The sequence below is a fragment of the Paracoccus isoporae genome, assembly GCF_900101865.1.
Taxonomy (GTDB): Bacteria; Pseudomonadota; Alphaproteobacteria; order Rhodobacterales; family Rhodobacteraceae; genus Paracoccus; species Paracoccus isoporae.
Genome location: NZ_FNAH01000001.1, coordinates 95,009 through 119,355, shown reverse-complemented (window position 1 = coordinate 119,355; position 24,347 = coordinate 95,009). Strand labels below are relative to the sequence as shown.

Here is a 24,347-nt window from a genome sequence, read left to right as displayed (position 1 = left end):
CGACATGGCCAAAAAAGCCAAGAAATCCGTGGCGCTTTCGGGGGTGGAGGCGGGCAATACCGCGCTCTGCACCGTGGGCGAGACCGGCAACGATCTGCATTATCGCGGCTACGACATTCTCGACATTGCCGAGGCCGCCACCTTCGAGGAAATCGCCCATCTGCTGGTGCATGGCGAATTGCCGAACAAGGCGCAGCTTGCCGCCTATGAGGCCAAGCTGATGCGGCTGCGCGGGCTGCCCGCGTCGGTGAAAACCGTGCTGGAACAGCTTCCGGCGGGTGCGCATCCGATGGATGTGATGCGCACCGGCGTCTCGGCGCTTGGCTGTGCGCTGCCCGAGGCGCATGACCATAATGTCGCAGGCGCGCGGGACATCATCGACCGGCTGATGGCCTCGCTGGGCTCGATGCTGCTCTACTGGTATCACTACAGCCATAACGGCCGCCGCATCGAGGTGGACGGGGACGAGACCTCCATCGCGGAACATTTCCTGCGGCTGCTGCACGGCAAGACGCCGTCCGACAGCCATATCCGGGCGATGCAGACCTCGCTGATCCTCTATGCGGAGCATGAATTCAACGCCTCGACCTTCACCGGGCGCATGGTGGCGGGGACGGGCGCCGATATGTATTCCGCCATCACCGCCGCGATCGGCGCGCTGCGCGGGCCGAAACACGGCGGCGCCAATGAAGTCGCGTTCGACATCCAGTCGCGCTATTCGACGCCGGACGAGGCGGGCGAGGATATCCGCCGCCGCGTCGCCGCTAAGGAAATCGTCATCGGCTTCGGCCATCCGGTCTATACCGTGGCCGATCCGCGCAACGAGGTCATCAAGCGGGTGGCGAAACAGCTTTCGGACGAGGCGGGCGACACCCGCATGTTCGACATTGCCGCGCGGATCGAGACGGTGATGGCCGAGGAGCGCAAGATGTTTCCCAATCTCGACTGGTTCAGCGCCGTGTCCTATGACCAGATGGGGGTGCCCACGGCGATGTTCACGCCGCTCTTCGTGATCTCGCGCACCTCCGGCTGGGGCGCGCATGTGATCGAGCAGCGCGAGGATGGCAAGATCATCCGGCCCTCGGCGCATTATACCGGGCCGGAAAACCGGGAATTCGTGCCGCTGCTGAAGCGGGGATGATTTCCAGCCCGCGCTGCGCGTGGGGCGAAGCACAAAGCGTCCGCCCGGGTGGGCGCAACGCGCCCGCCATGGGGCGGGCGGACGCGTGGCTGTCGCAGGCGCGACAGCCGGGCTAAGCAGAAAACTCGCTCACGCGATCAGAGAAGGATCAAAACATGCCATATCTCATCGGGTCCGATTATCCCGACCGCCCGGCGGGCACGCGCTTTCAGGAACTGCTCGACGCGCCCGGCATATTGCGCCTGCCCGGCGCGCATAACGGCCAGTCGGCGCTGCAGGCCAAGGCGGCGGGCTTCGAGGCGCTTTACCTGTCGGGCGCGGCAATGACCGCCTCCATGGGGCTGCCGGATCTGGGCATCATCACCGTGGACGAGGTCGCCTTCTTCATCCGCCAGATCGCGCGCGCCAGCCAGTTGCCGCTGCTGGTCGATGGCGATACCGGCTATGGCGAGGCGCTGAACGTCATGCACATGGTCCGCAGCTTCGAGGATGCGGGCGCGGGCGCGGTGCATCTGGAGGACCAGTTGCTGCCCAAGAAATGCGGCCATCTGAACGACAAGAAACTGGCCCGCGCCGAGGACATGGCCGCCAAGGTAGCGGCGGCGGCGAAGGCCCGCCGCCATCTGCGCATCATCGCGCGGACCGATGCTGCGGCGAGCGAAGGGATCGAGGGCGCGGTGGCGCGCGCGAAGATGTATGTCGAGGCCGGGGCCGACGCGATCTTCCCCGAGGCGCTCACCTCGGTCGAGATGTTCCGCGAGGTCCGCGCCGCGCTGCCCGGTGTCAAGCTGCTGGCCAATATGACCGAATTCGGCCGCACCCCCGCGCTGACCGCGCAGGAGTTCGAGGATCTGGGCTATGACATGGTGATCTGGCCGGTATCCTCGCTGCGCGTGGCGAACAAGGCGCAGGAGAAGCTTTATGCGACGCTTGCCCGCGACGGCGCGACGACGGCGATGCTGGGCGAGATGCAGACGCGGCAGGAGCTTTACGACACGATCAGCCTGAACGCGTTCGAGGCGCTTGACGCCAGCATCGCCGCTTCGGTCACGCCGGACTGGAAGGCCTGATCCGGCGCGGGCTAGGGTCCGGGCATCCCCCGCCCCGCCACCGCGGCGGGCGCTGACATCCCGGCGCAGACAGCCCAAGCCCTCGCGCGCTGTCTCTATCGGCTGCGCATCTTGTCAAACGCCGGGCCCGGTGACGGCCTGCAGGCGGATCACAGCGGCAACTCGACCCCGTGCCCCGTCGGATCGGGTCCTGTCCCAGGCCCGAAAAGCGGCGCGGGGCGGTGCGTCATCGGCGCGCCGCCGGAAATCAGCGCCATGCGGCGACCGCCAATCGCGGCCAGCGAGCCGGGTTGCCCGGTCCGCGCGGTCCCTTGGGCGGCACCGAGCAGCATCCGGTCATCCGGGGGGCGCTCGCGTCGGGGTTGCCGGTCTGCGGCAGCGGTCTGGCTTGGGTCCGGCTGACCGCTGTCATCGCTGCCGGACATCTCTGCGCGCGCGGAAATCCGAACAGGATCGAGCCCCGCGCGCAGCACGTCGAAGCGCGCCAGATAGCGCGCGGCATAGGCGGGGGTTCGGGAATGGAACGCGCCCGCCGCGCGCCGCCAGTCCCCGAATTCGCGATGGAGTTCGCTGAGAAACCGCGCCGCGTAGCGGGCATTGCCCAGCGGATCGAACATCTCGCGGACCGAACGGAACTGCATTCCGTGCCAGCGATAATTCAACTGGAAACATCCGATATCGACATTGGTTCTGCCCGCGGCCACCCGTGCCTCGGCAAAGGCGATCGCGCTGTCCGGGTCGTCGAACCAGCGGCCCGCACCTTCGGCATTCACGCTCCACGCCCAGGGGCGAGTGACGCCCGCGACGCGCCGGCCTGTCTCGGTCAGGGTCAGGGCCATCAGCATATCCGCCGGCACACCGCTTTCGGTCGCGGCGGTGGCGGCCGCCCATTCGCACAGATCGGCCGCCCGCTCCGCCCGTGCGGGCGGGCAGAGGATCAGGGCGGCTATCATCATCAGGATCACATGGCGCATGACCCGGTTCTGCCCCGGCCGGGGTTAACACCGCATTGACGCGGCCCGCAGCCATTCGGGGCATGGTTAAGACGAACGCATTGTGCAGCCAGAGACCTTGCGATAGGAGAGGTCGGCAACCCGGACAGAGCATGAGGCAGCCGCCTTGGACATCGCGATTTTCGCCGTCACGCAGAGAACAGGATCGACGCTGGTGCAGCGCCTGTTCAACGCCAATAAATCCACCCTGGTGTGGGGAGAGAACGGCCAGTCGCTGGTGCGGTTCATGGGCGTCCACTCGCAGGCCGCGCGGTTCTCGCGCGCAGCCCGCAACTATCGCGACGACTATCTTCAGACCCGCGATGAATCGATCGACATTTCCTGCATGGCGCCGGCAGAAAACGTGGTGCGCCGCGCGGTGATCGCCTCGCTGCGCGAATATCTCGACACGCTCTACGCGCCGCAGCCGGGCATGAAGATCGGCTTCAAGGAGGTCACTCACCCGCCGATGGTGGTCGATTACTTCAAGGAGGCCTTCCCCGAGGCGAAGACCGTGTTCGTGTCGCGCCATCCGGTCAGCACCTGGCGCAGCGTCCCCGATAGCTGGGGCCAGTCCATCGACAATTTCGCCAATGCCTGGGCGCGCAACACCCGCGGCTATGCCGAACGCGGCAAGGTCTACTGGATGGAGGATGTGCTGCGCGACCGCCAGACCCAGGACGAGATCTGCGATCTGGCAGAGATCACCCGCGAGGATTTCGACCGGGTGATGAAGGTGAACGTGAACTCCACCAAGCGCAAGGACAGAAAGCCGCAATCCGATATCGACCTCATCATGGATCTCTGCGGCGATCTGATCCCGGCGCATATCGCGGAGGCGGTCAAGCTCTGATCCATCTGCGCTGCCGGGCCAGTGGGCAGGCGGCGCAGATGGCGAGAGACGGCAAGAGGATCACGCGGAAAATGCCCGAGGCGGATCTGTCCATCCCGACCCGGAACGACGCGGTGCGACGCGCGGCGCGGCTGTCGGTTGCCCCCATGATGGACTGGACGGACCGGTATTGCCGCGGCTTTCACCGGGTGCTGTCGCGCCGGGCGCTGCTATACACCGAGATGGTCACCGCGCCCGCGATCATCCACGGCCCGCGCGACCGGCTGCTGAGGAAGGACGCGGCCGAAGCGCCCGTCGCGCTTCAGATCGGGGGGTCGGACCCCGCCGAGCTGGCGCGTGCGACCGCGCTTGCCGCGCCGTTCGGCTACGGTGAGATCAACCTGAATGTCGGCTGCCCTTCGGATCGGGTGCAGTCGGGCTGTTTCGGGGCGGTGCTGATGAAAACCCCCGCCCTGGTCGCGGATTGCGTCCGCGCGATGATCGCCGAAAGCCCGGTCGAGGTGACGGTGAAATGCCGCATCGGCGTGGATGATCAGGATCCCGCGACGGTGCTGCCCGATTTCCTGTCGCGGATGCGCGATGCCGGGGTCAGCCGCATCACCATCCATGCCCGCATGGCCTGGCTCGACGGGCTCAGCCCCAAGGACAATCGCGAGATCCCGCCGCTCGACTACCCGCTGGTGCATCGGATGAAGGCGCAGTTTCCCGATCTGCACCTGTCGATCAATGGCGGGTTGCAACCGGGCATGGCGGCCGGGCAGCTCGTGCAAATGGACGGTGTGATGTTCGGGCGCGCGGCCTATCATCAGCCCTGGGACGTGCTGGGCGCGGCCGACCGGCTCTGGGGCGAGACACCGCCCTGCGCGACCCCAATTGACGCGGCGAGTGCCACCCGTCCGCTGATCGCCCGCTGGCTGGACGAGGGCGCCCGTATCCATCAGATCACCCGCCACATGCTGGGCCTGTTCCATGGCCGACCCGGTGCGCGGCTGTGGCGCCGGACGCTCAGCGAGGGCGCGCACAAGGCGCATAGCCCGGCGGAGGGGCTTGCGCTTTACGACGCGGCGTTGGATCAGGTGCGCGACGCGATGGAGAGCGCATGACCGAACTGATCCTTTCCGCTCTGACACTGGCCGTGGTCGGTGCCGTGGCCGGTGTGCTGGCCGGGATGCTGGGGATCGGCGGGGGGATCGTGCTGGTGCCGGCCTTCTTCTACCTGTTCACCGCCGCGGGCTATGGCTCGGCCGATCTGATGCAGATCTGCCTTGCGACGTCGCTCGCCACGATCATCGTCACCTCGGCCCGCTCGGTCATGGCCCATCACCGCAAGGGCGCGGTGGACTGGCCGATCCTGCGGGACTGGGCGCCGGGCATCGCCATCGGTGCGGGCGTGGGCGTGCTGACCGTCGCCGGGCTGCGCAGCGAGAGCTTGCAGGTGATCTTCGCCTGCCTGGTCATCGTCATCGCGCTTTACATGACCTTCGGGCGCAGCACCTGGCGGCTGGCGGAGACGATGCCGCAGGGTCCGGTGAAATACGGCTTCGCCGCGATGACGGGGTTCTTCTCGGTGCTGCTGGGTATTGGCGGCGGCTCCATCGGGGTGCCGCTGATGACGCTGCATGGCCGCCCGATCCACCGCGCCGTGGCGACGGCGGCGGGGTTCGGCGGGCTGATTGCCGTGCCCTCGGCGCTGCTGTTCCTGCTGACGCCGACCGAGAACGCGCCGCCCGGCACGATCGGGGCGATCAACATCCCCGCCTTCCTCATCGTCATCGCCGTGACCCTGATGACCGCGCCGGTCGGGGCCGCACTCGCCCATCGGCTGGACCCGACGCGGCTGAAACGCATCTTCGCTCTGTTCCTCATGGTCGTGGCGCTCAACATGCTGCAGAAATCCCTGTTCTGAAAGGACCGCCATGTCACACGGACCCGCCACCCCGATCGCCTCGCGCCCCGGCCGGCCCCTGACCGGAGAGGCACGCATTCCCGGCGACAAGTCGATCAGCCACCGCGCGCTGATCCTGGGCGCGATGGCAGTGGGCCGGACCCGGATCACCGGCCTTCTGGAAGGGCAGGACGTGCTGGACACGGCCAGGGCCATGCAGGCCTTCGGCGCCACGGTCGAGCAGGTCGCGCCGGGCGAATGGACGGTGGACGGCGTCGGCGTCGGCGGGTTCGCGGAACCTGCGGGGGTCATCGATTGCGGCAATTCCGGCACCGGGGTGCGGCTCATCATGGGAGCTATGGCCACCACCCCGATCACCGCCACCTTCACCGGCGATGCCAGCCTGTCCCGCCGCCCCATGCGGCGCATCACCGACCCGATTTCGCTCTTCGGGGCCGAGATCACCGCGCGAGAGGGCGGGCTTCTGCCCGTCACCATCCGCGGCGCGGAGGACGCCGTGCCGGTCACCTACCGCACCCCCGTGGCCTCGGCGCAGATCAAGTCCGCCGTGCTGCTGGCGGGGCTGAACGCGCCCGGCCAGACCGTCGTAATCGAGGCCGAGCCGACTCGCGACCATTCCGAACGGATGCTGGCGGGCTTCGGCGCGACCATCACCACCGAAACGACGGCAGAGGGTCATGTCATCACCCTGACCGGCCAGCCGGAATTGCGCGCGCAGGACGTGGCCGTGCCGCGCGACCCCAGCTCGGCCGCGTTTCCGGTCGCGGCGGCGCTGATCGTGCCGGGCAGCGAGATCCGGGTGAACGGCATCAGCCGCAACCCGACGCGCGACGGGCTGTATGTCACCCTGGCCGAGATGGGCGCCGATCTGAGCTGGGAACATGACCGCGAGGAGGGCGGCGAGCCTGTGGCCGATCTGATCGTGCGCCACTCCGCCCTGCGGGGCGTCAGCGTGCCCGCAGACCGCGCCGCATCCATGATCGACGAGTTTCCGATCCTCTCCGTCATCGCCGCCATGGCCGAAGGCGAGACGGTGATGAACGGCGTGGCGGAACTGCGGGTCAAGGAATCCGACCGGATCGACGCCATGGCCAAGGGGTTGCGCGCGAACGGTGTCGAGGTCGAGGAGACGCGCGACAGCATGACCGTGCGCGGCACCGGCCGCATTCCCGGCGGCGGAGCGGCGGTGGAGACCCATCTCGATCACCGCATCGCCATGTCATTCCTGGTGGCGGGACTGGCCGCCGAGGCCGAGATCCGCGTCGATGACGGCAGCGCCATCGCGACGTCATTCCCCGATTTCGTGGACCTCATGCGCGGGCTGGGCGCGGATATCGGTTAATCCGTCTCGATCCGCACCGAATCGGTGGAGCGCGCGCGGGCGCGTTCGTCGAACTTCGCCTCGATGTTGTTGCCATCCGGGTCCAGCACATAGGCCGCGTAATAGCCCGGATGGTAATCGCGCAGATCCGGCGCGCCATTGTCGCGCCCGCCCGCGCGGATTGCGACCAGATGGAATTGCCGGACCATCTCGCGGCTGGCCGCCTGAAAACACAGATGGATCCGGCTCGCCTGCTCGCCGGGGCCGATCTCGTCGATCATCAGCTCGTCGCATTCCATCCAGTCGCGCCCGTGCGAGACGCAGTCCTTGCGGCCCAGAACGTCAAGCACCGCGTCATAGAACTCCTTCGAGCGCCCGAAATCGGAGACCCGCAGATGGATATGGTCGATCAGCCGACCCTGATGATAGCGCATTGGCTCGCCCCCTTCGGCCCAACTCTGGCAGGCCGGGCCGGTTCCTGACAAGCATTGACTGGACCCCGCGAACGCTTTGCGGCATAGACGATCCCAGCACCGCAAAGGAGTTCGCCCATGTGGATCGTCGATCGTATTCTGACCTGGTGGCGGGGCCAGACCCTCAACACGATGGTCTGGACGGCGCTGCACGGCGAGAAGGTCGGCGAAGACGATCAGGGCAATGTCTATTACCAGTCGAAGAACGGCAAGCGCCGCTGGGTGATCTATAACGGCGAATCCGAGGCGAGCCGGGTGCCGGTCGAATGGCATGGCTGGCTGCATCACACCTTCAAGGAGCCGCCGACCGAGGCACCGCTGCCGCGCCGCGACTGGGAACTGCCCCACCAGATGAACATGACCGGCACCCCGCAGGCCTACCGGCCGAAATCCTCGCTCTATCTGGCCGATCCCAAGGAGCGCAGCGATTACGACGCCTGGACGCCCGAGGGCTGAACGCGCCCCCGCGATCCGCGCATTTGTGACAACCGGACGCCGCGCCGCCCCTTGATCCGGCGGGCCGGTTCGGTGCATGGCTGGTCCCGACCCGCCACCAGACAAAGTTGCCGCCATGATCCGATCCCGTCTTGCCGCCCTGTCCGTCACCGCCCTGATCTCCGGCGCGGCGGCGCTGCCCGCGGCGGCGCAGGACGGGGTGCAGACCGCGCGCGGCAGCGGCGCGATGCTGCGCGCGCTCGACAAGGTGTCGAGCGAGATCACCGATCTCGACCTCGCGCCGGGGGAAGCGGTGGATGTCGGGCGGCTGACGGTGCGGCTGGGGGAATGTCGCTATCCGTCGGGCGACCCGAACTCGGACGCCTTCGCGCAGCTTGTCATCACCGACCGCCACAGCCGCGCGACGCTGTTCGACGGCTGGATGATCGCCTCCTCGCCGGCCCTCTCGGCGCTCGACGATGCGCGCTACGATGTCTGGGTGCTGGCCTGCAGGACCGCCTGACGATCCGGCAGCGGCCGCGAGTCGATCGCCACCTCCAGCCGGATGGCGCGAGCCAGCGCGCGCCGATATGCGTGGCGCGGCATGGTCTGCCCGCCCATGCTCTGCAGGTGATCCGTCGGATACTGCGTGTCGAACAAGGTGAACCCGCACCCATCCAGATGCGCCGACAGCCAGAGCAGAGCGGCTTTCGAGGCATTGCGCCGGGCCGAGAACATGCTTTCCCCGAAAAACGCCCCGCCCAGCGTCAGCCCGAACACCCCGCCGATCAGCGCGCCGCCCTCGTCCCGCATCTCCAGCGAATGGGCGTGCCCCATCTCGTGCAATTCGAGGTAAAGCGCGAAAAGCGTGTCGTTGATCCAGGTCTCCTCGCGCGCCGCGCAGCCCGCGATGACCCCGGCGAAATCCCGGTTCAGCGTCGCAGACCAGCCCGATTGACGCAAGGCGCGCCGCATCGAGCGCGACATATGCACCCCGCCCACCGGCAGGATGCCGCGCTCGGCCGGATCGAACCAGTGCAGCGCGGGATCGCTGGCCGAAACCGCCATGGGGAAGGTGCCATTGGCATAGCCCCACAGCATTTCGGCCGCGCCGATCAAGCCGGTGCGTTGTCCGACAACCAGCGTTCCAGCCAGTGGATCGAGTAATTGCCGCTCAGGATGTCGGGCTCCTGAAGCAGCGCGGTGAACAGCGGCATGGTGGTGTCCACCCCGTCCACGATCAGCTCCGACAGCGCGCGCGACAGCCGCGCAAGGGCCTCGTCACGGTCGCGGCCATGCACGATCAGCTTGCCGACCAGGCTGTCGTAATAGGGCGGGATGACATAGCCGTCATAGATGGCGCTGTCCATGCGCACACCCAGCCCGCCCGGCGCGTGGAACTGGGTGATCTTGCCCGGAGAGGGGCTGAAATTCGGCAGCTTCTCGGCGTTGATGCGCACCTCGATGGCATGGCCGCGGATCTTCAGCCGGTCCTGCGCCAGCTCCATCTCCTCGCCCGCCGCCACCCGGATCTGCTCGCGCACCAGATCGACATCGAAGATCGCCTCGGTCACCGGATGCTCGACCTGAAGCCGCGTGTTCATCTCGATGAAGTAGAACTCGCCGTCCTCATAGAGGAACTCGATCGTGCCCGCACCGATATAGCCCAGCTTGCGCATCGCATCGGCGCAGATATTCCCGATCCGGGCGCGCTCCTCGGGCGTGATCGAGGGGCCGGGTGCTTCCTCCAGCACCTTCTGGTGACGGCGCTGCAGCGAACAGTCCCGCTCGCCCAGATGAACGGCATTGCCGCGCCCGTCGCCGAAGACCTGAATCTCGATATGGCGGGGCTTCTGCAGGTATTTCTCGATATAGACATCCGGGTTGCCGAAGGCCGCCTTGGCCTCGGAGCGCGCGGTGCGGAACGCGACCTCGAGCCCGGCCTCGTCCTGCGCCACCTTCATGCCGCGCCCGCCTCCCCCTGCGGTGGCCTTGATGATGACCGGATAGCCGATCTCAGCCGCGACGCGCTTGGCGTCCTCGACCTCGTTCACACCTCCATCGGAGCCGGGGACGACCGGGATGCCCAGATCCTTCGCCGTCTCCTTGGCGGTGATCTTGTCGCCCATGATGCGGATATGCTCGGCCTTGGGGCCGATGAAGGTGATGCCGTGATCTTCCAGCATCTGCGCGAAGCCGGCATTCTCCGACAGGAACCCGTATCCCGGATGAACGGCCTGCGCGCCGCTGATCTCGCAGGCGGCGATGATGGCGGCCGGGTTCAGGTAGGAATCCGACGACCGGTTCGGCCCGATACAGACCGATTCATCGGCCATGCGCACATGCATCGCGTTGGTGTCGGCGGTCGAATGGACGGCCACGGTCTGGATGCCCATCTCGCGGGCGGCGCGAATGACGCGCAGCGCGATCTCGCCGCGATTGGCGATCAGGATCTTGTCAAACATCCCGGCCTCATTCCACGACCATCAGGGGCGCACCGTATTCGACGGGGGTGCCGTCATCGACCAGAATGCGCTTGACCGTCCCCGATTTGGGCGAGGGAATGTGGTTCATCGTCTTCATCGCCTCGACGATCAGCAGCGTCTCGCCCTCGCTGACCTTCTGCCCGATGCTGACGAAGGGGGCGGAACCCGGCTCGGCCGCCAGATAGGCCGTGCCCACCATGGGCGAGGTCACCGCGCCGGGCAGATCGCCCGCATCCGCGTCCTCCGATGTCGCCCCCGGCGTGGCCGTCGGCGTCGCCGGAGAGGCGGGCAGGGGGGCCGCATGGGCCACCGGCTGCGGCGCGGGCGCGCCCTGCATCATCATCTGCTTGCCATGTTTCGACAGGCTGACGGTCAGGCGGTCATTCTCGCCATATTCGCGCTTGACCGACAGCTCCGACAGCTCGCTGCTGTTCAGAAGCTCGGCCAGCGACTTGATGAAAGCCACGTCGCCATCGTGATTCTTGCCGGATTTGGCATCTGCGGTCATGAGTGTCCTCTGCCTTTTTTCTTCCGCGTCTGCGGCGCGGTCTAATCGGTGGCTTTATATCAAGTATTTCCCGTCTAGGAAAAGCGAATAGGGTTTCGGGCGATTTCGGCCACATGCCGCCCGCCCGGCTGCGGGCTTGCGCGAACTATGCGGCCGAACGCGCCGGCCACACAAGCAATAGCAGCGATCTCAACCATCCCGCCGGCCCGACCGTTGCAAATTCCGCCCAGCCGTCGGGCGAGACGCCGCCGCCCCGGCCACGATCCTGTCGCCCGCGTCGGCCCGCGGCGCGGCCGGTTCAGCGCGCCGCCTTCTCCTCGATGCCCGACCGCCCCTCGCGCCGGGCCAGCTCGGCCGCGACATCTGACAGCGCCAGCCCCCGCGCCGCCAGCATCACCGCCAGGTGATAGACCGCGTCCGCCGCCTCGGCGGTCAGCTTCGCGCGGTCGCCCTTCACCGCCTCGATGATCGCCTCCACCGCCTCTTCGCCGAATTTCTCGGCGCATTTCTCCGGTCCCTTCGCCAGCAATGCGGCGGTCCAGCTTTCGCCCGCATCCGCCGATCTGCGCGCCGCGATGGTCGCGTCGAGCCGCGCGAAGGCGGCGTAATCGTCATCGCTCATGTCAGCCTCACCGGAATACCCGCCTGCGCCATATGCGCCTTGGCCTCGCCGATCGTGTGGGTGCCGAAATGGAAGATCGAGGCGGCCAGCACGGCGGAGGCTCCGCCTTCCGTGACCCCCTCGACCAGATGATCCAGCGTGCCAACCCCGCCCGAGGCGATGACCGGCACATCCACCGCATCGGCAATGGCGCGGGTCAGGGGCAGGTTGAATCCCGATTTCGTCCCGTCCCGGTCCATGCTGGTCAGCAGGATCTCGCCCGCGCCCTTCGATGCCACCAGCCGCGCAAATTCCACCGCGTCGATGCCGGTCGGCTTGCGCCCGCCATGGGTGAAGATCTCCCACCGCCCCTCCGCCACCGTCTTGGCGTCGATGGCGCAGATGATGCACTGGCTGCCGAACCGATCCGCCGCCGCCGCGATCACGTCCGGGTCGGCCACGGCGGCCGAGTTGAACGACACCTTGTCCGCACCCGCCAGCAGCAACGCGCGCACATCGCCCGGGCTGCGCACGCCCCCGCCCACCGTCAGCGGCACGAAGCACTGTTCCGCCGTGCGCGTGACCACGTCGAACATGGTGCCGCGGTTCTCATGCGTGGCGTGGATGTCCAGAAAGCAGATCTCGTCCGCGCCGGCGGCGTCATAGGCTTTCGCCGCCTCGACCGGGTCGCCGGCGTCGATCAGATCGACGAAATTCACGCCTTTCACCACGCGGCCATCGGCCACGTCGAGACAGGGGATGATGCGCGTCTTCAACATGCCGGACTGATAGCCCCGCTTGCCGGTCAGGGAAAGGGGTCAGCGATCCGGGCCGCGCAGGATCAGCACCGCGAACAGGTAGGCCCCGGCCGCCGCGAAGACCATGCCCCAGGCCACCGCGCCATTGGCGAACTCCACCCCCGCCCAGGCCAGCGGCAAGACCACGCAGAGGATCCGCACCCAGAGCTTGCGGAAAAACGGGTTGTTCGGATCAACAAGCATGTCGGGCCTCCGGCCGGATGGGTCTCACTGCGGGCGCGGCGCCTCCTTGCGGGGCGGCCGCGCGTCTCAGCCGCGGCGCAGCGCGGACAGGGCAGCACTCAGATCAATCGCACCGTCATAGAGCGCGCGCCCCGAAATCGCTCCCGCGATCACCCCGGTATCGCGCAGCCGCCGCAGATCGTCCAGCGAGGCGACGCCGCCCGAGGCGATCACCGGGATCGACACGGCGCGGGCAAGCGCCTCCGTCGCCTCGACATTCGGCCCGCCCATCGCGCCGTCGCGGTCAATATCGGTATAGATGATCGCCGCAACGCCCGCATCCTCGAAGCTGCGGGCCAGATCGGGGGCCATGACATCGGTTTCCTCGGCCCAGCCCTTGGTGGCGACGCGGCCCTTGCGGGCGTCGATGCCGACCGCGACCTGACCCGGAAAGGCCGCGGCCGCCTCGCGCACCAGATCGGGGTTCTCGACCGCGACCGTGCCCAGGATCACGCGGCGCAGCCCCTTCTTCAGCCACATCTCGATCGTGGCCATGTCGCGGATGCCGCCGCCAAGCTGAACCGGGATCTGCACGGCGGAAAGGATCGCCTCCACCGCCGCCGCGTTGACCGGCTGCCCGGCAAAGGCGCCGTTCAGATCGACCAGATGCAGCCATTCCGCCCCCGCCTCCTGGAACGAGCGTGCCTGCCGTGCCGGATCATCCCCGAACACGGTGGCCGCCCCCATGTCGCCGCGCAGCAGGCGCACGCAATTGCCGTCTTTCAGGTCGATGGCGGGATACAGGATCATCTGGGCGCTCCGTAACAGTCCGCGCGGCATTGCCACAGCGGGCTGGCGGGGGCAAGTCGGCGGCCCCCGGCACCTGCCGCCGCGTCAGGCGCGGCCCGGACCTCACGTCAGACTTGCAGGAATCGCGTCCCTGCCGGAGATTATCCTGCAATGATGATCTCAGGGAGGAGACCATGAAGACATTCGCACTCGCCGCCGCCATCAGCCTGCTGGGCGCGGCCTCGGCCATGGCCGACCCGATCGAAGGGCTGTGGCAGACCCAACCGGACGAGGGCGCCTTTGCCCATGTCCAGATCGGCGCCTGCGGCAACGCCTATTGCGGCACCATCACCCGCACCTTCAAGGGCACCACGGCCTACGATTCGCCCAATATCGGCAAGCAGATCGTCATCGGCATGGCCCCGCAGGGGGGGGGCAACTACAAGGGCAAGGTGCTGCGCCCGGCCGATGGCAAGATCTATAACGGCAAGGCCACGGTCAGCGGCAACCAGATGAGCCTCGCGGGCTGCGTCGCCGGCGGGCTGATCTGCAAGAGCCAGAACTGGGTGAAGCTGCAATAAGCGCCGCGCCACGCGGGTTTGCCGGGCGGTCCCGCCGGGGCCGCCCATGTTCGTCAGGGCGTCCAGTTCAGGAAATTCTCGATCAGCCGCAGCCCCACCGCCTGCGATTTCTCGGGGTGGAACTGCGTGCCGATGATGTTGTCGCGCCCGACAATGGCGGTGACCGGCCCGCCGTAATCGACATCGGCCAGCAAGTGATCGGGATTGGCCGGCATGAACTGCCAGCCATGCACGAAATAGGCATGATCGCCGTCGCCGATCCCGTCCAGCACCGGATGGCTTTTGCGCAGCCGTAGATCGTTCCAGCCCATATGCGGCACTTTCAGTGCCGGATCATCCGGCCGGATCGCCTCGATCTCGCCGCCGATCCAGCACAGGCCGGGCGTGTCGCGGTACTCATGGCCCAGATCGGCCAGCATCTGCATGCCGACGCAGATCCCCATGAACGGCACCGCCCGCGCCTCCACCGCTTCGCGCAGCGCCTCGACCATGCCCGGCACCGCGTCGAGCGCCGCCTTGCAGGCCGGAAACGCCCCGTCGCCCGGCAGGACGATCCGGTCGGCCGCCGCCACGATCTCGGGATCGGCGGTCACGAGCACCTCCGCCCCCAGCCCGCGCCCGGCCAGCGCAAACGCCTTCTCCGCCGAATGCAGATTGCCGCTGTCGTAATCGACCAGCGCCACCCGCATCACAGGCTGCCCTTGGTCGAGGGCAGGATGTCCTTCATCCGCGGATCGGGCTCGACCGCCTCGCGCAGGGCGCGGGCCACCGCCTTGAACGCGGCCTCGGCGATGTGATGGCTGTTGACGCCGTGCAGCGCCTCGACATGCAGGGTGATCCCGCCATGGGTGGAGAGCGCCTGGAAGAATTCCCGCACCAGCTCGGTGTCGAATGTGCCGATCTTCTCGGTCGGGAAGCCCACATCCCAACGCAGATAGGGCCGCGCCGACAGATCCAGCGCCGCGCGCAGCAGCGCGTCATCCATCGCCAGCAGGAACGAGCCATAGCGGCGGATGCCGCGCTTGTCGCCCAGCGCCCGGCTCAGCGCCTGGCCGATGGCGATGCCGCAATCCTCGACCGTGTGGTGATCGTCGATATGCAGATCCCCCGTCGCCGCGACGCTCAGATCGATCAGCGCATGCCGCGACAACTGGTCCAGCATGTGATCGAAGAACCCCACTCCGGTCCGGTTCCGGTACTGCCCGGTTCCATCCAGATTGATCTGCACCTCGATCTCGGTTTCCGCCGTTTTCCGGCTGATCGTCGCCTCGCGCATGGGTCTGACCTTTCAGCAATTCCGCCGCCTTATAGCCCCTGCCGCGCGGAACCCCAATCCCCGGACCCACGTTCTCCTGACCGGACGGGTGGCCAATCTCTCGCGATTGTGACATAACAGCCACCCTCCGTAAGCAAGCTTTGTTATCGTACTCAAGTCGAAAGGATTTTCATGTCCGATCCGAACGATCCGCCGTCACGAACGACCGGCGACCCACACCGAAACGCGCAGGGCCATCCCGGCGATCCCGCTTACGAGCGGCATGTCCTTGATGGCCGCGACGATCTCGTGGAAGAGGAAGCGCCTCTTCCTGAACCAGAAGGGCCGACTGAGGTCATCGATACCGAATACGAGATCGGTCAGGACAACCTCAACCACACCTTCAAGCTGGAATTCGACGTTCACCGGCCGGTCTTCACCATCTCCGCCCTGGCGGTGATCGCGGTCACGCTGGCGGCGCTGATCTTCCAGTCGCAGCTCGATCCGTTCTTCTCGGCGATGCGCGACTGGCTGACCGGCAATCTCGCCTGGTTCTTCATCATTTCCGGCAACATCTTCGTGCTGCTCTGCGCGGGGCTGATCCTGTCGCCCTTGGGCAGCGTCCGCCTGGGCGGGCCGGAGGCCACGCCCGACTTCACCCTGACCGGCTGGTTCGCGATGCTGTTTGCCGCCGGCATGGGCATCGGTCTGATGTTCTACGGCGTCTCCGAACCGATGAGCCATTTCGACACATCGCTGGCCGGGGTGACGGTGGGCGAGAACGGTCTGCGCACCGACTGGGCGCCCCTGGGTGCCGCCGAGGGCGACGAGACCGGCGCGCGCCGTCTGGGCATGGCCGCGACGATCTATCACTGGGGTCTGCACCCCTGGGCGATCTATGCGGTGGTGGCGCTGGCGCTGGCGCTGTTCAGCTTCAACAAGGGGCTGCCGCTGACCATGCGCTCGGTGTTCTACCCCTTCCTGGGCGAGCGTGTCTGGGGCTGGCCGGGCCATTTCATCGACATCCTGGCGGTGTTCGCAACCATTTTCGGCCTGGCCACTTCGCTGGGTTTCGGGGCGCAGCAGGCCACGGCGGGGCTGGATTTCCTGTTCGGCATCCCGGCCAGCAGCACCTCGATGATCGTGCTGATCCTGGCCATTACCGCTGTCGCCATGCTCTCGGTCATCGCCGGGGTGGACAAGGGCGTCAAGCGGCTGTCCGAGATCAACATGGTTCTCGCCATGCTGCTTCTGCTCTTCGTGATCCTTGTCGGCCCGACCATGGCGATCCTCACCGGCTTCTTCGCCAATCTGAAGGCCTATGCGCAGGAATTCATCCCGCTGTCGAACCCGTTCGGCCGCACGGATGACAATTTCCGCCACGGCTGGACGGCGTTCTACTGGGCCTGGTGGATTTCCTGGTCACCGTTTGTCGGCATGTTCATCGCGCGGGTGTCGCGCGGGCGCACCGTGCGGCAATTCCTGATCGCGGTGCTGCTGGTGCCGGCGCTGATCTCGGTGCTGTGGATGACCACCTTCGGCGGCACGGCGATCACCATGACGCTGGCCGGCTTCTCGGGCATCTCGGATGCGGCGCTGGAACTCAAGCTGTTCCAGATGCTCAGCCAGTTGCCGCTGACCCAGATCACCAGCTTTATCGGCATCGTGCTGGTGGTGGTGTTCTTCATCACCTCCTCGGATTCCGGCTCGCTGGTGATCGACACCATCGCGGCGGGCGGCAAGGTGAACTCGCCCACCCCGCAGCGCGTGTTCTGGTGCACGATCGAGGGGCTTGTGGCGATTGCGCTGCTGCTCGCGGGCGGGCTGAACGCGCTGCAGGCGATGGCGGTCTCCACCGGGTTTCCGTTCACCATCGTCCTTCTGGGGGCCTGCTGGGCCATCGTGAAGGGGCTGATGGCCGAACGCCGCGAGGCGCGCTGATCGCAGCTTGCGCAGACAAGTGCCGGGCGGGCGGGGATTTCCCCGCCCGTTCTTGTTTTTCACCGACAGTGTAGTAAGAAGTTTGCTCATGTTTTTTCGTCGGGATCGCCCATGACCAGTTTTGCGGAAAGCGAGAAGCGCCTTATCGCAGCGCTTGGCCGCATAGATCGTGCGCTCGAGGCGGGGCCGGCGGCCGCGGATCAGCCCGAACGGGACGGCGAATCAGACGAATCGGCGGCGCGGATCACCGCCTTGCGCGACGAGAACACGGCGCTGAAGCGCCGGCTGGCCGAGGCGGGCGAGGATGCGACGCGGCTGGCCCGCGCCAACGAGATGCTGGCGGCAGAGAATGCGACGCTGACCAAGGCCGGCGGGGGCGAGGCGGAGGCGGCGCTCCGCGCCGAGATCGAGGCGCTGAAGGCCGCGCGCGCGGCCGAGATCGCCGCGCTCGAAGACATCATGGCCTCGCTGGAGACGTTCGCGGCAGAGGCTCCGCGCGCCTCGGACGCGCCTTACGCCGAGGATGTGGCGCCCGCGCCGGGCGATGTCGTGGCCTTCGATCAGAGCGAGGGGTGATCCCGTGGATGTGACCTTCACCATCGGCCACAAGGAATACACGCTCCAGGCCCAGGACGGCGAGGAGCGGCTTCTGCGCCGCGCCGCCGCCATGCTGGACGAGGAGGCGGGAAAGATCCTCGAACAGGCCGGGCGCGTGCCCGAGCCGCGCCTGCTTCTGCTGGCCGGGCTGATGCTGGCCGACCGGATGAACGCGATGGAGGACCGCGCGCTGACTGCCGAGCGGGAACTGACCCGCACCCGCAGCGCGGCCTCGGGCACGATCACCTCCGATGTGCTCGACGCGATGGCCGAACTGGCGGCGCGGGCGGAATCGCTGGCCGACAAGGCCGAGGAGCCGCGCCGGGGCTGATCCGCGCGCCCCGCGACCCGCCAGCCCGACCCCGCACATCCCTGCGCCGCGCCGGTCGGCTGTGTCTGCCCTCTGCTGATCCGGCCCGGTCAGTTCCGGCCGCCCGGCGTCAGCTCACTCCGCCGCGTGGGTCTGATGCGCCGTCTCGGAGCCGTCCTTCATGCGGAACCCCCGCTCCAACTGGTCGAACGGCGCCACCGGGTAGTCGCCCGAGAAACAGGCGTCGCAATATTGCGGACAGGCGCTGTTGCGGCCCTTGGCCTCTCCGGCGGCGCGATACAGCCCGTCCAGCGTCACGAAGGACAGGCTGTCCACCCCGATCCATTCGCGCATCTCCTCGGCCGACATCTGCGCGGCCAAGAGCTTGCCGCGCTCCGGCGTGTCCACCCCGTAGAAACACGGCCACGCCGTCGGCGGGCTTGCGATGCGGAAATGCACCTCGCGCGCGCCGGCATCGATGATCATGTCCTTGATCTTTCGGCTGGTGGTGCCGCGCACCACCGAATCATCGACCAGCACCACCCGCTTGCCCGCGATCAGCGAGCGGTTGACGTTCAGCTTCAGCCGCACGCCCATGTTGCGGATCTGGTCGGTGGGTTCGATGAAGGTGCGCCCCATATACTGGTTGCGGATGATCCCCATCCCGTAGGGGATCCCCGATTCCTGCGCATAGCCGATCGCCGCCGGCGTGCCGCTGTCGGGCACCGGGCAGACCAGATCGGCCTCCACCGGCGCCTCGCGGGCCAGTTCCACCCCGATCTGGCGGCGCGTTTCATAGACCGAGCGCCCGCCGATGATCGAATCGGGGCGGCTGAAATACACATGCTCGAAAATGCAGAACCGCGAACTCTGCGGCTGGAACGGGCGCGAGCTTTCGATCTTGCCCTTGGAGATCACCACCATCTCCCCCGGCTCGACCTCGCGCAGGAACTCCGCGCCGATAATGTCCAGCCCGCAGGTCTCGGAGGACAGCGCATAGCCGTCATCGCCCAGCTTGCCGATCACCAGCGGCCGCACGCCCAGCGGATCGCGCACCCCGATCAGCTTGGTCCGGGTCATGGCGATGACGGAAAACGCCCCCTCGACCCGGCGCAGCGCATCCTTCATCCGCTCGGGGATGTTGCGCTGCAACGACCGCGCCATCAGATGAATGATGCACTCGGAATCGCTGCTCGACTGAAAGATCGAGCCGCGCTCGATCAGCTCGCGGCGCAGCGCGCTCGCGTTGGTGATGTTGCCGTTATGCGCAATCGCGCAGCCGCCCATGCTGAACTCACCGAAAAACGGCTGCACATCGCGGATATGGGCGGCTTTCGATCCGGCGGTGGAATAGCGCACATGCCCGATGGCCAGTGGCCCCGGCAGCGTCTCCATCAGCGATTGTTTGGTGAAATTGTCGCGCACATAGCCAAAGCGATGCGCGCTGTTGAATCCGCGCTCGCCGTCATGGCTGATGATGCCGCCCGCCTCCTGCCCGCGATGCTGAAGCGCATGCAGGCCGAGCGCCACGAAATTTGCCGCCTCGGCCACGCCGATGACGCCGAAAACACCGCATTCCTCGTGCAGACGGTCATCGTCGAAAGGATGCGCGAGGAAGGGTTCCATGAAACGCTCACCTGGCTGCGTGGATCGGTCCCTAAATAGGGAGGAACTCGCCAAGAGTCACGCCCCGCAACCGGGGCCTGCCGCAAAAATGTCACATCCGGGCAACCCGCGCCGGTTGAAGGCTCAGTTGCCGCTCGCCTCGTCCGCGGCATCCTCGACCGCGGCGGCGGCTTCGTCGGACACGGCCGGACCCACCGCCTCGGCCGGCTCCAGCCCGTCGCCCGCGCAGCCCGAAACGAGCTGGTTGTAGCGATTGGTGATCCAGCCCGGCGCGTCCTGCGGAATCTCCGCATCCAGCCGCCCGGTCATGCGCTGAAACACCTTGGCAGAGCGCGAATTGTCCACCATCGGCACCGGCGTGGTCGCCATCACCCGGTCATAGACGATGAAGGCAATCGCCACCAGCAGGATGCCGCGGGCCACGCCGAACAGGAATCCCATCCCCTGATCGACCCCGCCAAGCGCCGAACGCTGCACGACCGACGAAAACAGCGGCGTGATGATCGAGAACAGAACCAGCGCCAGCGCGAACACCACCGCGAAGGCGGCGATGGTGGCCAATTCGCAGCTTTCGCCCAGGAATTGGTCCAGCACCGGGATCTGCGCGATCATCGGGCGCACCGCGCCGGCAAAGATGAAGGCCAGCACCGCGGCCCCCAGCCAGCCCAGAATGGCCAGTGATTCGCGCACGAAGCCACGCGCATAGGCCAGAATTGCCGACAGGATGATGACGGCCGCCACGATGCCGTCAATGATGGTGAAGCCGTCCATGTAACCACCTTATTTGCGGCAAGGATGGCCGCTTTGTCCCTCGTTCAGCCGGCGCCGAACACCTCCCCGACAAAGCCTGTCAGGTCCGCGATCCGGTCCAGCCGCATACCGCCCGCGCCGTCGATTTTCTGTGGCGCAGGGATTATCGCCTGTGAAAAACCAAGTTTCTGCGCTTCTTTCAACCTGTTTTCCGCCTGCGCGACGGGACGTAGCGCGCCCGACAGGCTGATTTCACCGAAGCTGACGCATTCCGCGGGCAGGGCGCTGTCCTCGCGCGCGCTCAGCAGGGCGGCGGCAATGGCAAGGTCCGCGGCGGGCTCCATCACGCGCATCCCGCCCGCGACATTCAGGAACACATCCAGCCCGGTGAACGGAATCCCGCAGCGCGATTCCAGCACCGCAAGGATGGTGCTGACGCGGCCAGAATCCAGCCCCACCACCGTCCGGCGCGGGCTGGCCAGCGTGGACGGCGCGACCAGCGCCTGAATTTCCGTCAGCACGGGCCGCGTGCCCTCAATGCCCGCGAACACCGCCGATCCGGGCGAGGGCTGGCCGCGCTCGGACAAGAACAGCGCCGAGGGGTTGGCGACCTCGGCCAGCCCGCCGCCGGTCATCTCGAACACGCCGATCTCGTCGGCCGGGCCGAAGCGGTTCTTCACCGCGCGCAGGATGCGGAACTGATGGCCGCGCTCGCCCTCGAAATACAGCACCGTATCGACCATATGCTCGACCACGCGCGGCCCGGCGATCTGGCCCTCCTTGGTGACATGGCCCACCAGGATCACCGCCACGCCGCGGCGCTTGGCGAATGTGACCAGCTCATGCGCCGCGGCGCGGACCTGGCTGACGCTGCCGGGCGCGGATTCCACCGTGTCCGACCACAGGGTCTGGATCGAATCGATCACCGCCAGGTCGGGGCGCTCGGCATCCAGCGTGGTCAGGATGTCGCGCAGCGCGGTCTCTGCCCCCAGCCTGACCGGCGCGTCGGCCAGCCCCAGGCGCTGCGCCCGCATCCGCACCTGCGCGCTCGCCTCCTCGCCCGAGATATAAATCGCCTCTATACCGCGCTTGGCGAACTGGGCCGCCGCCTGAAGCAGCAGCGTCGATTTCCCGATCCCCGGATCGCCCCCCACCAGCAGGGCCGAGCCGGGCACCAGCCCGCCGCCCAGCACCCGGTCGAACTCCGCCAGCCCGGATTGCGCGCGCGGCGGCGGCGGCTCTTCGGTGGACAGCGCGCTCAACGGAACGGTCCTGCCCTTCGCCGCCCCCAGCCCGCGACCGGGGCCCTGGCTCAGCGGGGTTTCCTCGACCAGGCTGTTCCATGCCCCGCAGGCATCGCAGCGCCCCGCCCATTTGCGATGGGTGGCGCCGCATTCCTGGCAGGTGAAGGAGGTGACGGGTTTTGCCATGCGCCGCTTTCTGGCAGAGCCGCGCGGGCCGGGCAAGCGCCGTGATCCCGCGGCAACCGCACCGCGCGTTGCCTGTGTACGCGCGGTGTACAGCCTGTGCACGCGCGGTGCATGCCCCGTGCGGCCCCCTCACGGCCCCGCTCACGCCAATGTCGGCTTGCGCTCTGATCGGTTTCGCCGCAATTTCCGCGCGACCCGAAGGAGAGCGGATGCCCAGCCCAAGACCCTTTTCCGGCTATGAATTCCTGATCGCCTGGCGCTATCTGCGCGCCCGCCGCGCCGAGGGCGGGGTGTCGGTGATGACCTGGATCTCGCTCATCGGCATCGCGCTTGGCGTGGCCGCGCTGATCGTGACGCTGGCCGTCCGCACCGGCTTCCGCGCGGAGTTCGTGGACACAATACTTGGTGCCAACGCCCATACCACCGTCTACATGTCGCCCACCAGCTTCGAGAATGAGCTGACCGGAGAAATCTATACCCAGCCCGGCCGGATCAGTGATTACGACGACATGGCCACACGTCTCGCCGCCATCGACGGCGTGATCCGCACCGCGCCGGTGGTCAAGGGACAGGTCATGGCGACAGCCGATGGCCGCGCGAACGTGGCCGAGGTGTTTGGCATCAGCGCCGAGAACCTGGCCCGGATCCCGCGCATCGCGGACCCCGAAACCGCTTACGGAAATTTGTCAGATTTCGAGAACGGCATCGCCATCGGCTCCGGCATCGCCCGCGAGCTTGGCGTCGGCATCGGCGACCGGATCCGGCTGATCGCGCCCGAGGGCGCGCAGACCGCCTTCGGCACCACGCCGCGCGTGAATGCTTATGAAATCACGTATATCTTCACCGCGGGGCGCTATGACATCGACCGCACGCGGGTCTATATGCCGCTGGCGGAGGCGCAATCCTATTTCAACCGCGAGGACGTGGCCGACGAGATCGAGATCTATGTGGACGACCCCGAACATGTTGCCAACTGGACCCTGCCGCTGATCGAGGCCGCGGGCGAGGGCGCGCAGGTCTGGACCTGGCAGGACAGCTCCGGCAGCTTCCTGCGCGCGCTCGACATCGAGGATGACGTGATGTTCATCATCCTGTCGGTGCTGGTGCTGATCGCAACGATGAACATCACATCGGGGCTGATCATGCTGGTCAAGAACAAGGGCCGCGACATTGGCATCCTGCGCACCATGGGTCTGACCGAAGGCGCGGTGCTGCGGGTGTTCTTCCTGTGCGGCGCGTTCACCGGCGTGATCGGCACCGTCATCGGCGTGGTCCTCGGCGTCATCGTTGCGCTGAACGTGGATCACATCATGGCGCTTCTGGGCAGCGGGGCCTGGGATGCCTCGGTCCGCGGGATCTATGAATTGCCGTCAAAACTGCGCGCGGTCGATATCGGCAAGGCGGTGGCGCTGTCGCTGACGCTGAGTTTCCTCGTCACCATCATCCCGGCCGCGCGCGCGGCCCGGATGAACCCGGTGGAGGCGCTGCGCTATGAATGAGGTCTTGCAGCTTCAGGGCATCACGAAAACCTATCACAAGGGCGCGCCGGGGCAGATTGACGTGCTGCGCGGGCTTAACCTGACGGTAGCGCGTGGAGAGGTCGTGGCCCTGGTTGCGCCGTCTGGTGCGGGCAAGTCGACCCTGCTGCATATCGCCGGTTTGCTGGACACACCCGATGCGGGCCAGGTCGTGCTGAACGGGGCCGACCTGACCGGCCAGCCGGACCGGACCCGGACCACCGCGCGGCGCCGCGATCTGGGCTTCGTCTATCAGTTCCACCATCTGCTGCCGGAGTTCAGCGCCGCCGAGAACATCATCCTCCCGCAGCTCGCGAATGCGGTGCCCCGGCGCGCGGCGCAGGCCCGCGCGGCCGAATTGCTGGACCATGTCGGGCTGAAGCCGCGCGCGGATCACCGCCCGGCCGAATTGTCGGGGGGTGAACAGCAGCGCGTGGCGTTCTGCCGGGCGCTTGCCAATCAACCCGCGCTGCTGCTGGCGGATGAGCCGACGGGCAATCTCGACCCCGAGACCTCGGACCGGGTGTTCTCCGTGCTGATGAATCTTGTGCGTGACACCGGCCTGTCAGCGCTGATCGCGACGCATAACCTTGAACTGGCAAGCCGGATGGATCGTGTGCTGAGGCTGGAGGCCGGGCAGATCAGTAACGCGTAGAGCCGTCCGGAGATAAGCGGAAGCGAAATATTGGGCTGCGCTCAGCGGTAAGCGTCTGCCCGGGTGGGCGCGGAACGCGCCCGCCATGGGGCGGGCGGACGCGTGCCTGCCGCTGGCGCGACAGGCGGGG

The 24,347-nt window shown here is 67.2% G+C and carries 28 protein-coding genes; 14 read left to right on the top strand and 14 right to left on the bottom strand.

Going from position 1 to position 24,347, the window contains the following annotated elements:
- The first annotated feature begins 4 nt into the window (after positions 1 to 4).
- Complete coding sequence (gene prpC / locus BLT73_RS00605; protein ID WP_090519951.1) at positions 5 to 1,141, top strand: bifunctional 2-methylcitrate synthase/citrate synthase; 1,137 nt, start codon at positions 5 to 7, stop codon at positions 1,139 to 1,141.
- A 155-nt stretch (positions 1,142 to 1,296) separates the two neighbouring features.
- The gene (prpB, locus tag BLT73_RS00600; RefSeq protein ID WP_090519949.1) at positions 1,297 to 2,211 is read left to right on the top strand and encodes a methylisocitrate lyase; all 915 of its coding nucleotides are present in this window, start codon (positions 1,297 to 1,299) and stop codon (positions 2,209 to 2,211) included.
- Between the two features lie 149 nt (positions 2,212 to 2,360).
- Here prpB and BLT73_RS00595 read toward each other — a convergent pair whose 3' ends face one another.
- A complete protein-coding gene (locus BLT73_RS00595) occupies positions 2,361 to 3,185 on the bottom strand; it encodes a lysozyme family protein (RefSeq protein WP_090519948.1) in 825 nt (274 codons plus the stop codon).
- Positions 3,186 to 3,330: 145 nt separating this feature from the next.
- Between BLT73_RS00595 and BLT73_RS00590 the strand changes: the two genes are divergently transcribed.
- The 4 genes from BLT73_RS00590 to aroA all read left to right on the top strand — a co-directional run bounded on the left by BLT73_RS00590 (position 3,331) and on the right by aroA (position 7,304).
- A complete protein-coding gene (locus tag BLT73_RS00590) occupies positions 3,331 to 4,056 on the top strand; it encodes a sulfotransferase (protein WP_090519947.1) in 726 nt (241 codons plus the stop codon).
- A 71-nt stretch (positions 4,057 to 4,127) separates the two neighbouring features.
- Positions 4,128 to 5,159: a tRNA dihydrouridine(20/20a) synthase DusA gene (dusA, locus tag BLT73_RS00585; protein WP_090519945.1), complete on the top strand. Its 1,032-nt coding sequence runs from the start codon at positions 4,128 to 4,130 to the stop codon at positions 5,157 to 5,159.
- Entirely contained in the window at positions 5,156 to 5,962 is an 807-nt protein-coding gene (locus BLT73_RS00580) for a sulfite exporter TauE/SafE family protein (protein ID WP_090519944.1), read from the top strand. Before dusA ends, BLT73_RS00580 begins: the two co-directional genes overlap by 4 nt.
- Positions 5,963 to 5,972: 10 nt before the next feature.
- On the top strand, positions 5,973 to 7,304 hold the full coding sequence (aroA, locus tag BLT73_RS00575; protein ID WP_090519942.1) for a 3-phosphoshikimate 1-carboxyvinyltransferase: 1,332 nt from the start codon (positions 5,973 to 5,975) through the stop codon (positions 7,302 to 7,304).
- Here aroA and BLT73_RS00570 read toward each other — a convergent pair.
- Positions 7,301 to 7,717, bottom strand: a complete 417-nt coding sequence (locus BLT73_RS00570; protein ID WP_090519941.1) for a VOC family protein — start codon at positions 7,715 to 7,717, stop codon at positions 7,301 to 7,303. The two genes, aroA and BLT73_RS00570, sit on opposite strands and share 4 nt — an antisense overlap.
- 117 nt (positions 7,718 to 7,834) lie before the next feature.
- Between BLT73_RS00570 and BLT73_RS00565 the strand changes: the two genes are divergently transcribed.
- Together BLT73_RS00565 and BLT73_RS00560 are read left to right on the top strand one after the other, a co-directional pair.
- Complete coding sequence (locus BLT73_RS00565; RefSeq protein ID WP_090519939.1) at positions 7,835 to 8,212, top strand: NADH:ubiquinone oxidoreductase subunit NDUFA12; 378 nt, start codon at positions 7,835 to 7,837, stop codon at positions 8,210 to 8,212.
- Between the two features lie 115 nt (positions 8,213 to 8,327).
- Complete coding sequence (locus tag BLT73_RS00560; protein WP_090519938.1) at positions 8,328 to 8,714, top strand: DUF2155 domain-containing protein; 387 nt, start codon at positions 8,328 to 8,330, stop codon at positions 8,712 to 8,714.
- Here BLT73_RS00560 and aat read toward each other — a convergent pair.
- The 7 genes from aat to hisA form a co-directional block, all read right to left on the bottom strand.
- On the bottom strand, positions 8,678 to 9,292 hold the full coding sequence (gene aat / locus BLT73_RS00555; RefSeq protein ID WP_218132498.1) for a leucyl/phenylalanyl-tRNA--protein transferase: 615 nt from the start codon (positions 9,290 to 9,292) through the stop codon (positions 8,678 to 8,680). The two genes, BLT73_RS00560 and aat, sit on opposite strands and share 37 nt — an antisense overlap.
- A 14-nt stretch (positions 9,293 to 9,306) precedes the next feature.
- A complete protein-coding gene (accC, locus tag BLT73_RS00550) occupies positions 9,307 to 10,656 on the bottom strand; it encodes an acetyl-CoA carboxylase biotin carboxylase subunit (protein ID WP_090519935.1) in 1,350 nt (449 codons plus the stop codon).
- 7 nt (positions 10,657 to 10,663) lie between these two features.
- Positions 10,664 to 11,185, bottom strand: coding sequence for an acetyl-CoA carboxylase biotin carboxyl carrier protein (accB, locus tag BLT73_RS00545; protein ID WP_090519933.1), 522 nt, complete (start codon positions 11,183 to 11,185; stop codon positions 10,664 to 10,666).
- 298 nt (positions 11,186 to 11,483) lie between these two features.
- Positions 11,484 to 11,807 carry a phosphoribosyl-ATP diphosphatase gene (locus BLT73_RS00540; RefSeq protein ID WP_090519932.1) on the bottom strand — a complete coding sequence of 108 codons (324 nt, stop codon included), beginning with the start codon at positions 11,805 to 11,807 and terminating at the stop codon, positions 11,484 to 11,486.
- Complete coding sequence (gene hisF, locus BLT73_RS00535) at positions 11,804 to 12,565, bottom strand: imidazole glycerol phosphate synthase subunit HisF (RefSeq protein WP_090519931.1); 762 nt, start codon at positions 12,563 to 12,565, stop codon at positions 11,804 to 11,806. Before hisF ends, BLT73_RS00540 begins: the two co-directional genes overlap by 4 nt.
- A 39-nt stretch (positions 12,566 to 12,604) precedes the next feature.
- Positions 12,605 to 12,787, bottom strand: a complete 183-nt coding sequence (locus BLT73_RS00530; RefSeq protein WP_090519929.1) for a hypothetical protein — start codon at positions 12,785 to 12,787, stop codon at positions 12,605 to 12,607.
- 66 nt (positions 12,788 to 12,853) lie between these two features.
- Positions 12,854 to 13,576, bottom strand: a complete 723-nt coding sequence (gene hisA, locus BLT73_RS00525; protein WP_090519928.1) for a 1-(5-phosphoribosyl)-5-[(5-phosphoribosylamino)methylideneamino]imidazole-4-carboxamide isomerase — start codon at positions 13,574 to 13,576, stop codon at positions 12,854 to 12,856.
- Positions 13,577 to 13,749: 173 nt separating this feature from the next.
- Between hisA and BLT73_RS00520 the strand changes: the two genes are divergently transcribed.
- Entirely contained in the window at positions 13,750 to 14,136 is a 387-nt protein-coding gene (locus tag BLT73_RS00520; RefSeq protein ID WP_090519926.1) for a DUF2147 domain-containing protein, read from the top strand.
- Positions 14,137 to 14,189: 53 nt separating this feature from the next.
- Here BLT73_RS00520 and hisH read toward each other — a convergent pair whose 3' ends face one another.
- Positions 14,190 to 14,825, bottom strand: coding sequence for an imidazole glycerol phosphate synthase subunit HisH (hisH, locus tag BLT73_RS00515; protein ID WP_090519924.1), 636 nt, complete (start codon positions 14,823 to 14,825; stop codon positions 14,190 to 14,192).
- Positions 14,825 to 15,412 carry an imidazoleglycerol-phosphate dehydratase HisB gene (hisB, locus tag BLT73_RS00510; protein ID WP_090519922.1) on the bottom strand — a complete coding sequence of 196 codons (588 nt, stop codon included), beginning with the start codon at positions 15,410 to 15,412 and terminating at the stop codon, positions 14,825 to 14,827. The genes hisH and hisB overlap by 1 nt, the downstream gene beginning before the upstream one ends.
- Positions 15,413 to 15,583: 171 nt before the next feature.
- Here hisB and BLT73_RS00505 point away from each other — a divergent pair, with 171 nt between their 5' ends.
- The 3 genes from BLT73_RS00505 to BLT73_RS00495 all read left to right on the top strand — a co-directional run bounded on the left by BLT73_RS00505 (position 15,584) and on the right by BLT73_RS00495 (position 18,260).
- The gene (locus BLT73_RS00505) at positions 15,584 to 17,332 is read left to right on the top strand and encodes a BCCT family transporter (protein WP_090519921.1); all 1,749 of its coding nucleotides are present in this window, start codon (positions 15,584 to 15,586) and stop codon (positions 17,330 to 17,332) included.
- A gap of 111 nt (positions 17,333 to 17,443) precedes the next feature.
- The gene (locus BLT73_RS00500) at positions 17,444 to 17,908 is read left to right on the top strand and encodes a hypothetical protein (protein WP_176804828.1); all 465 of its coding nucleotides are present in this window, start codon (positions 17,444 to 17,446) and stop codon (positions 17,906 to 17,908) included.
- Positions 17,909 to 17,912: 4 nt separating this feature from the next.
- Positions 17,913 to 18,260 (top strand): cell division protein ZapA, encoded by a 348-nt coding sequence (locus BLT73_RS00495; RefSeq protein WP_245726884.1) that lies wholly within the window; start codon positions 17,913 to 17,915, stop codon positions 18,258 to 18,260.
- Positions 18,261 to 18,374: 114 nt separating this feature from the next.
- Here BLT73_RS00495 and purF read toward each other — a convergent pair whose 3' ends face one another.
- The 3 genes from purF to radA form a co-directional block, all read right to left on the bottom strand.
- The gene (purF, locus tag BLT73_RS00490) at positions 18,375 to 19,865 is read right to left on the bottom strand and encodes an amidophosphoribosyltransferase (protein WP_090519919.1); all 1,491 of its coding nucleotides are present in this window, start codon (positions 19,863 to 19,865) and stop codon (positions 18,375 to 18,377) included.
- Between the two features lie 123 nt (positions 19,866 to 19,988).
- Complete coding sequence (locus tag BLT73_RS00485; RefSeq protein WP_090519917.1) at positions 19,989 to 20,636, bottom strand: CvpA family protein; 648 nt, start codon at positions 20,634 to 20,636, stop codon at positions 19,989 to 19,991.
- 44 nt (positions 20,637 to 20,680) lie between these two features.
- Complete coding sequence (gene radA / locus BLT73_RS00480; RefSeq protein WP_090519916.1) at positions 20,681 to 22,045, bottom strand: DNA repair protein RadA; 1,365 nt, start codon at positions 22,043 to 22,045, stop codon at positions 20,681 to 20,683.
- Between the two features lie 209 nt (positions 22,046 to 22,254).
- Between radA and BLT73_RS00475 the strand changes: the two genes are divergently transcribed.
- Positions 22,255 to 23,544, top strand: a complete 1,290-nt coding sequence (locus BLT73_RS00475) for a lipoprotein-releasing ABC transporter permease subunit (RefSeq protein ID WP_090519915.1) — start codon at positions 22,255 to 22,257, stop codon at positions 23,542 to 23,544.
- Complete coding sequence (locus tag BLT73_RS00470) at positions 23,537 to 24,217, top strand: ABC transporter ATP-binding protein (RefSeq protein ID WP_090519914.1); 681 nt, start codon at positions 23,537 to 23,539, stop codon at positions 24,215 to 24,217. Before BLT73_RS00475 ends, BLT73_RS00470 begins: the two co-directional genes overlap by 8 nt.
- The last annotated feature ends 130 nt before the right edge of the window (positions 24,218 to 24,347 follow it).

What these genes read in the sequence shown, in the direction of transcription:
- BLT73_RS00560 (WP_090519938.1), top strand. Translation starts at nt 8,328, where the DNA reads ATGATCCGATCCCGTCTTGCCGCCCTGTCCGTCACCGCCCTGATCTCC.
- hisA (WP_090519928.1), bottom strand. Translation starts at nt 13,576, where the DNA reads ATGATCCTGTATCCCGCCATCGACCTGAAAGACGGCAATTGCGTGCGC.
- prpB (WP_090519949.1), top strand. Translation starts at nt 1,297, where the DNA reads ATGCCATATCTCATCGGGTCCGATTATCCCGACCGCCCGGCGGGCACG.
- BLT73_RS00505 (WP_090519921.1), top strand. Translation starts at nt 15,584, where the DNA reads ATGTCCGATCCGAACGATCCGCCGTCACGAACGACCGGCGACCCACAC.
- BLT73_RS00580 (WP_090519944.1), top strand. Translation starts at nt 5,156, where the DNA reads ATGACCGAACTGATCCTTTCCGCTCTGACACTGGCCGTGGTCGGTGCC.
- BLT73_RS00520 (WP_090519926.1), top strand. Translation starts at nt 13,750, where the DNA reads ATGAAGACATTCGCACTCGCCGCCGCCATCAGCCTGCTGGGCGCGGCC.
- aroA (WP_090519942.1), top strand. Translation starts at nt 5,973, where the DNA reads ATGTCACACGGACCCGCCACCCCGATCGCCTCGCGCCCCGGCCGGCCC.
- BLT73_RS00470 (WP_090519914.1), top strand. Translation starts at nt 23,537, where the DNA reads ATGAATGAGGTCTTGCAGCTTCAGGGCATCACGAAAACCTATCACAAG.
- BLT73_RS00500 (WP_176804828.1), top strand. Translation starts at nt 17,444, where the DNA reads ATGACCAGTTTTGCGGAAAGCGAGAAGCGCCTTATCGCAGCGCTTGGC.
- BLT73_RS00530 (WP_090519929.1), bottom strand. Translation starts at nt 12,787, where the DNA reads ATGCTTGTTGATCCGAACAACCCGTTTTTCCGCAAGCTCTGGGTGCGG.
- radA (WP_090519916.1), bottom strand. Translation starts at nt 22,045, where the DNA reads ATGGCAAAACCCGTCACCTCCTTCACCTGCCAGGAATGCGGCGCCACC.
- accB (WP_090519933.1), bottom strand. Translation starts at nt 11,185, where the DNA reads ATGACCGCAGATGCCAAATCCGGCAAGAATCACGATGGCGACGTGGCT.
- BLT73_RS00570 (WP_090519941.1), bottom strand. Translation starts at nt 7,717, where the DNA reads ATGCGCTATCATCAGGGTCGGCTGATCGACCATATCCATCTGCGGGTC.
- BLT73_RS00475 (WP_090519915.1), top strand. Translation starts at nt 22,255, where the DNA reads ATGCCCAGCCCAAGACCCTTTTCCGGCTATGAATTCCTGATCGCCTGG.
- BLT73_RS00565 (WP_090519939.1), top strand. Translation starts at nt 7,835, where the DNA reads ATGTGGATCGTCGATCGTATTCTGACCTGGTGGCGGGGCCAGACCCTC.
- hisB (WP_090519922.1), bottom strand. Translation starts at nt 15,412, where the DNA reads ATGCGCGAGGCGACGATCAGCCGGAAAACGGCGGAAACCGAGATCGAG.
- hisF (WP_090519931.1), bottom strand. Translation starts at nt 12,565, where the DNA reads ATGTTGAAGACGCGCATCATCCCCTGTCTCGACGTGGCCGATGGCCGC.
- prpC (WP_090519951.1), top strand. Translation starts at nt 5, where the DNA reads ATGGCCAAAAAAGCCAAGAAATCCGTGGCGCTTTCGGGGGTGGAGGCG.
- BLT73_RS00595 (WP_090519948.1), bottom strand. Translation starts at nt 3,185, where the DNA reads ATGCGCCATGTGATCCTGATGATGATAGCCGCCCTGATCCTCTGCCCG.
- BLT73_RS00485 (WP_090519917.1), bottom strand. Translation starts at nt 20,636, where the DNA reads ATGGACGGCTTCACCATCATTGACGGCATCGTGGCGGCCGTCATCATC.
- BLT73_RS00540 (WP_090519932.1), bottom strand. Translation starts at nt 11,807, where the DNA reads ATGAGCGATGACGATTACGCCGCCTTCGCGCGGCTCGACGCGACCATC.
- accC (WP_090519935.1), bottom strand. Translation starts at nt 10,656, where the DNA reads ATGTTTGACAAGATCCTGATCGCCAATCGCGGCGAGATCGCGCTGCGC.
- dusA (WP_090519945.1), top strand. Translation starts at nt 4,128, where the DNA reads ATGCCCGAGGCGGATCTGTCCATCCCGACCCGGAACGACGCGGTGCGA.
- purF (WP_090519919.1), bottom strand. Translation starts at nt 19,865, where the DNA reads ATGGAACCCTTCCTCGCGCATCCTTTCGACGATGACCGTCTGCACGAG.
- aat (WP_218132498.1), bottom strand. Translation starts at nt 9,292, where the DNA reads ATGCTGTGGGGCTATGCCAATGGCACCTTCCCCATGGCGGTTTCGGCC.
- hisH (WP_090519924.1), bottom strand. Translation starts at nt 14,825, where the DNA reads ATGCGGGTGGCGCTGGTCGATTACGACAGCGGCAATCTGCATTCGGCG.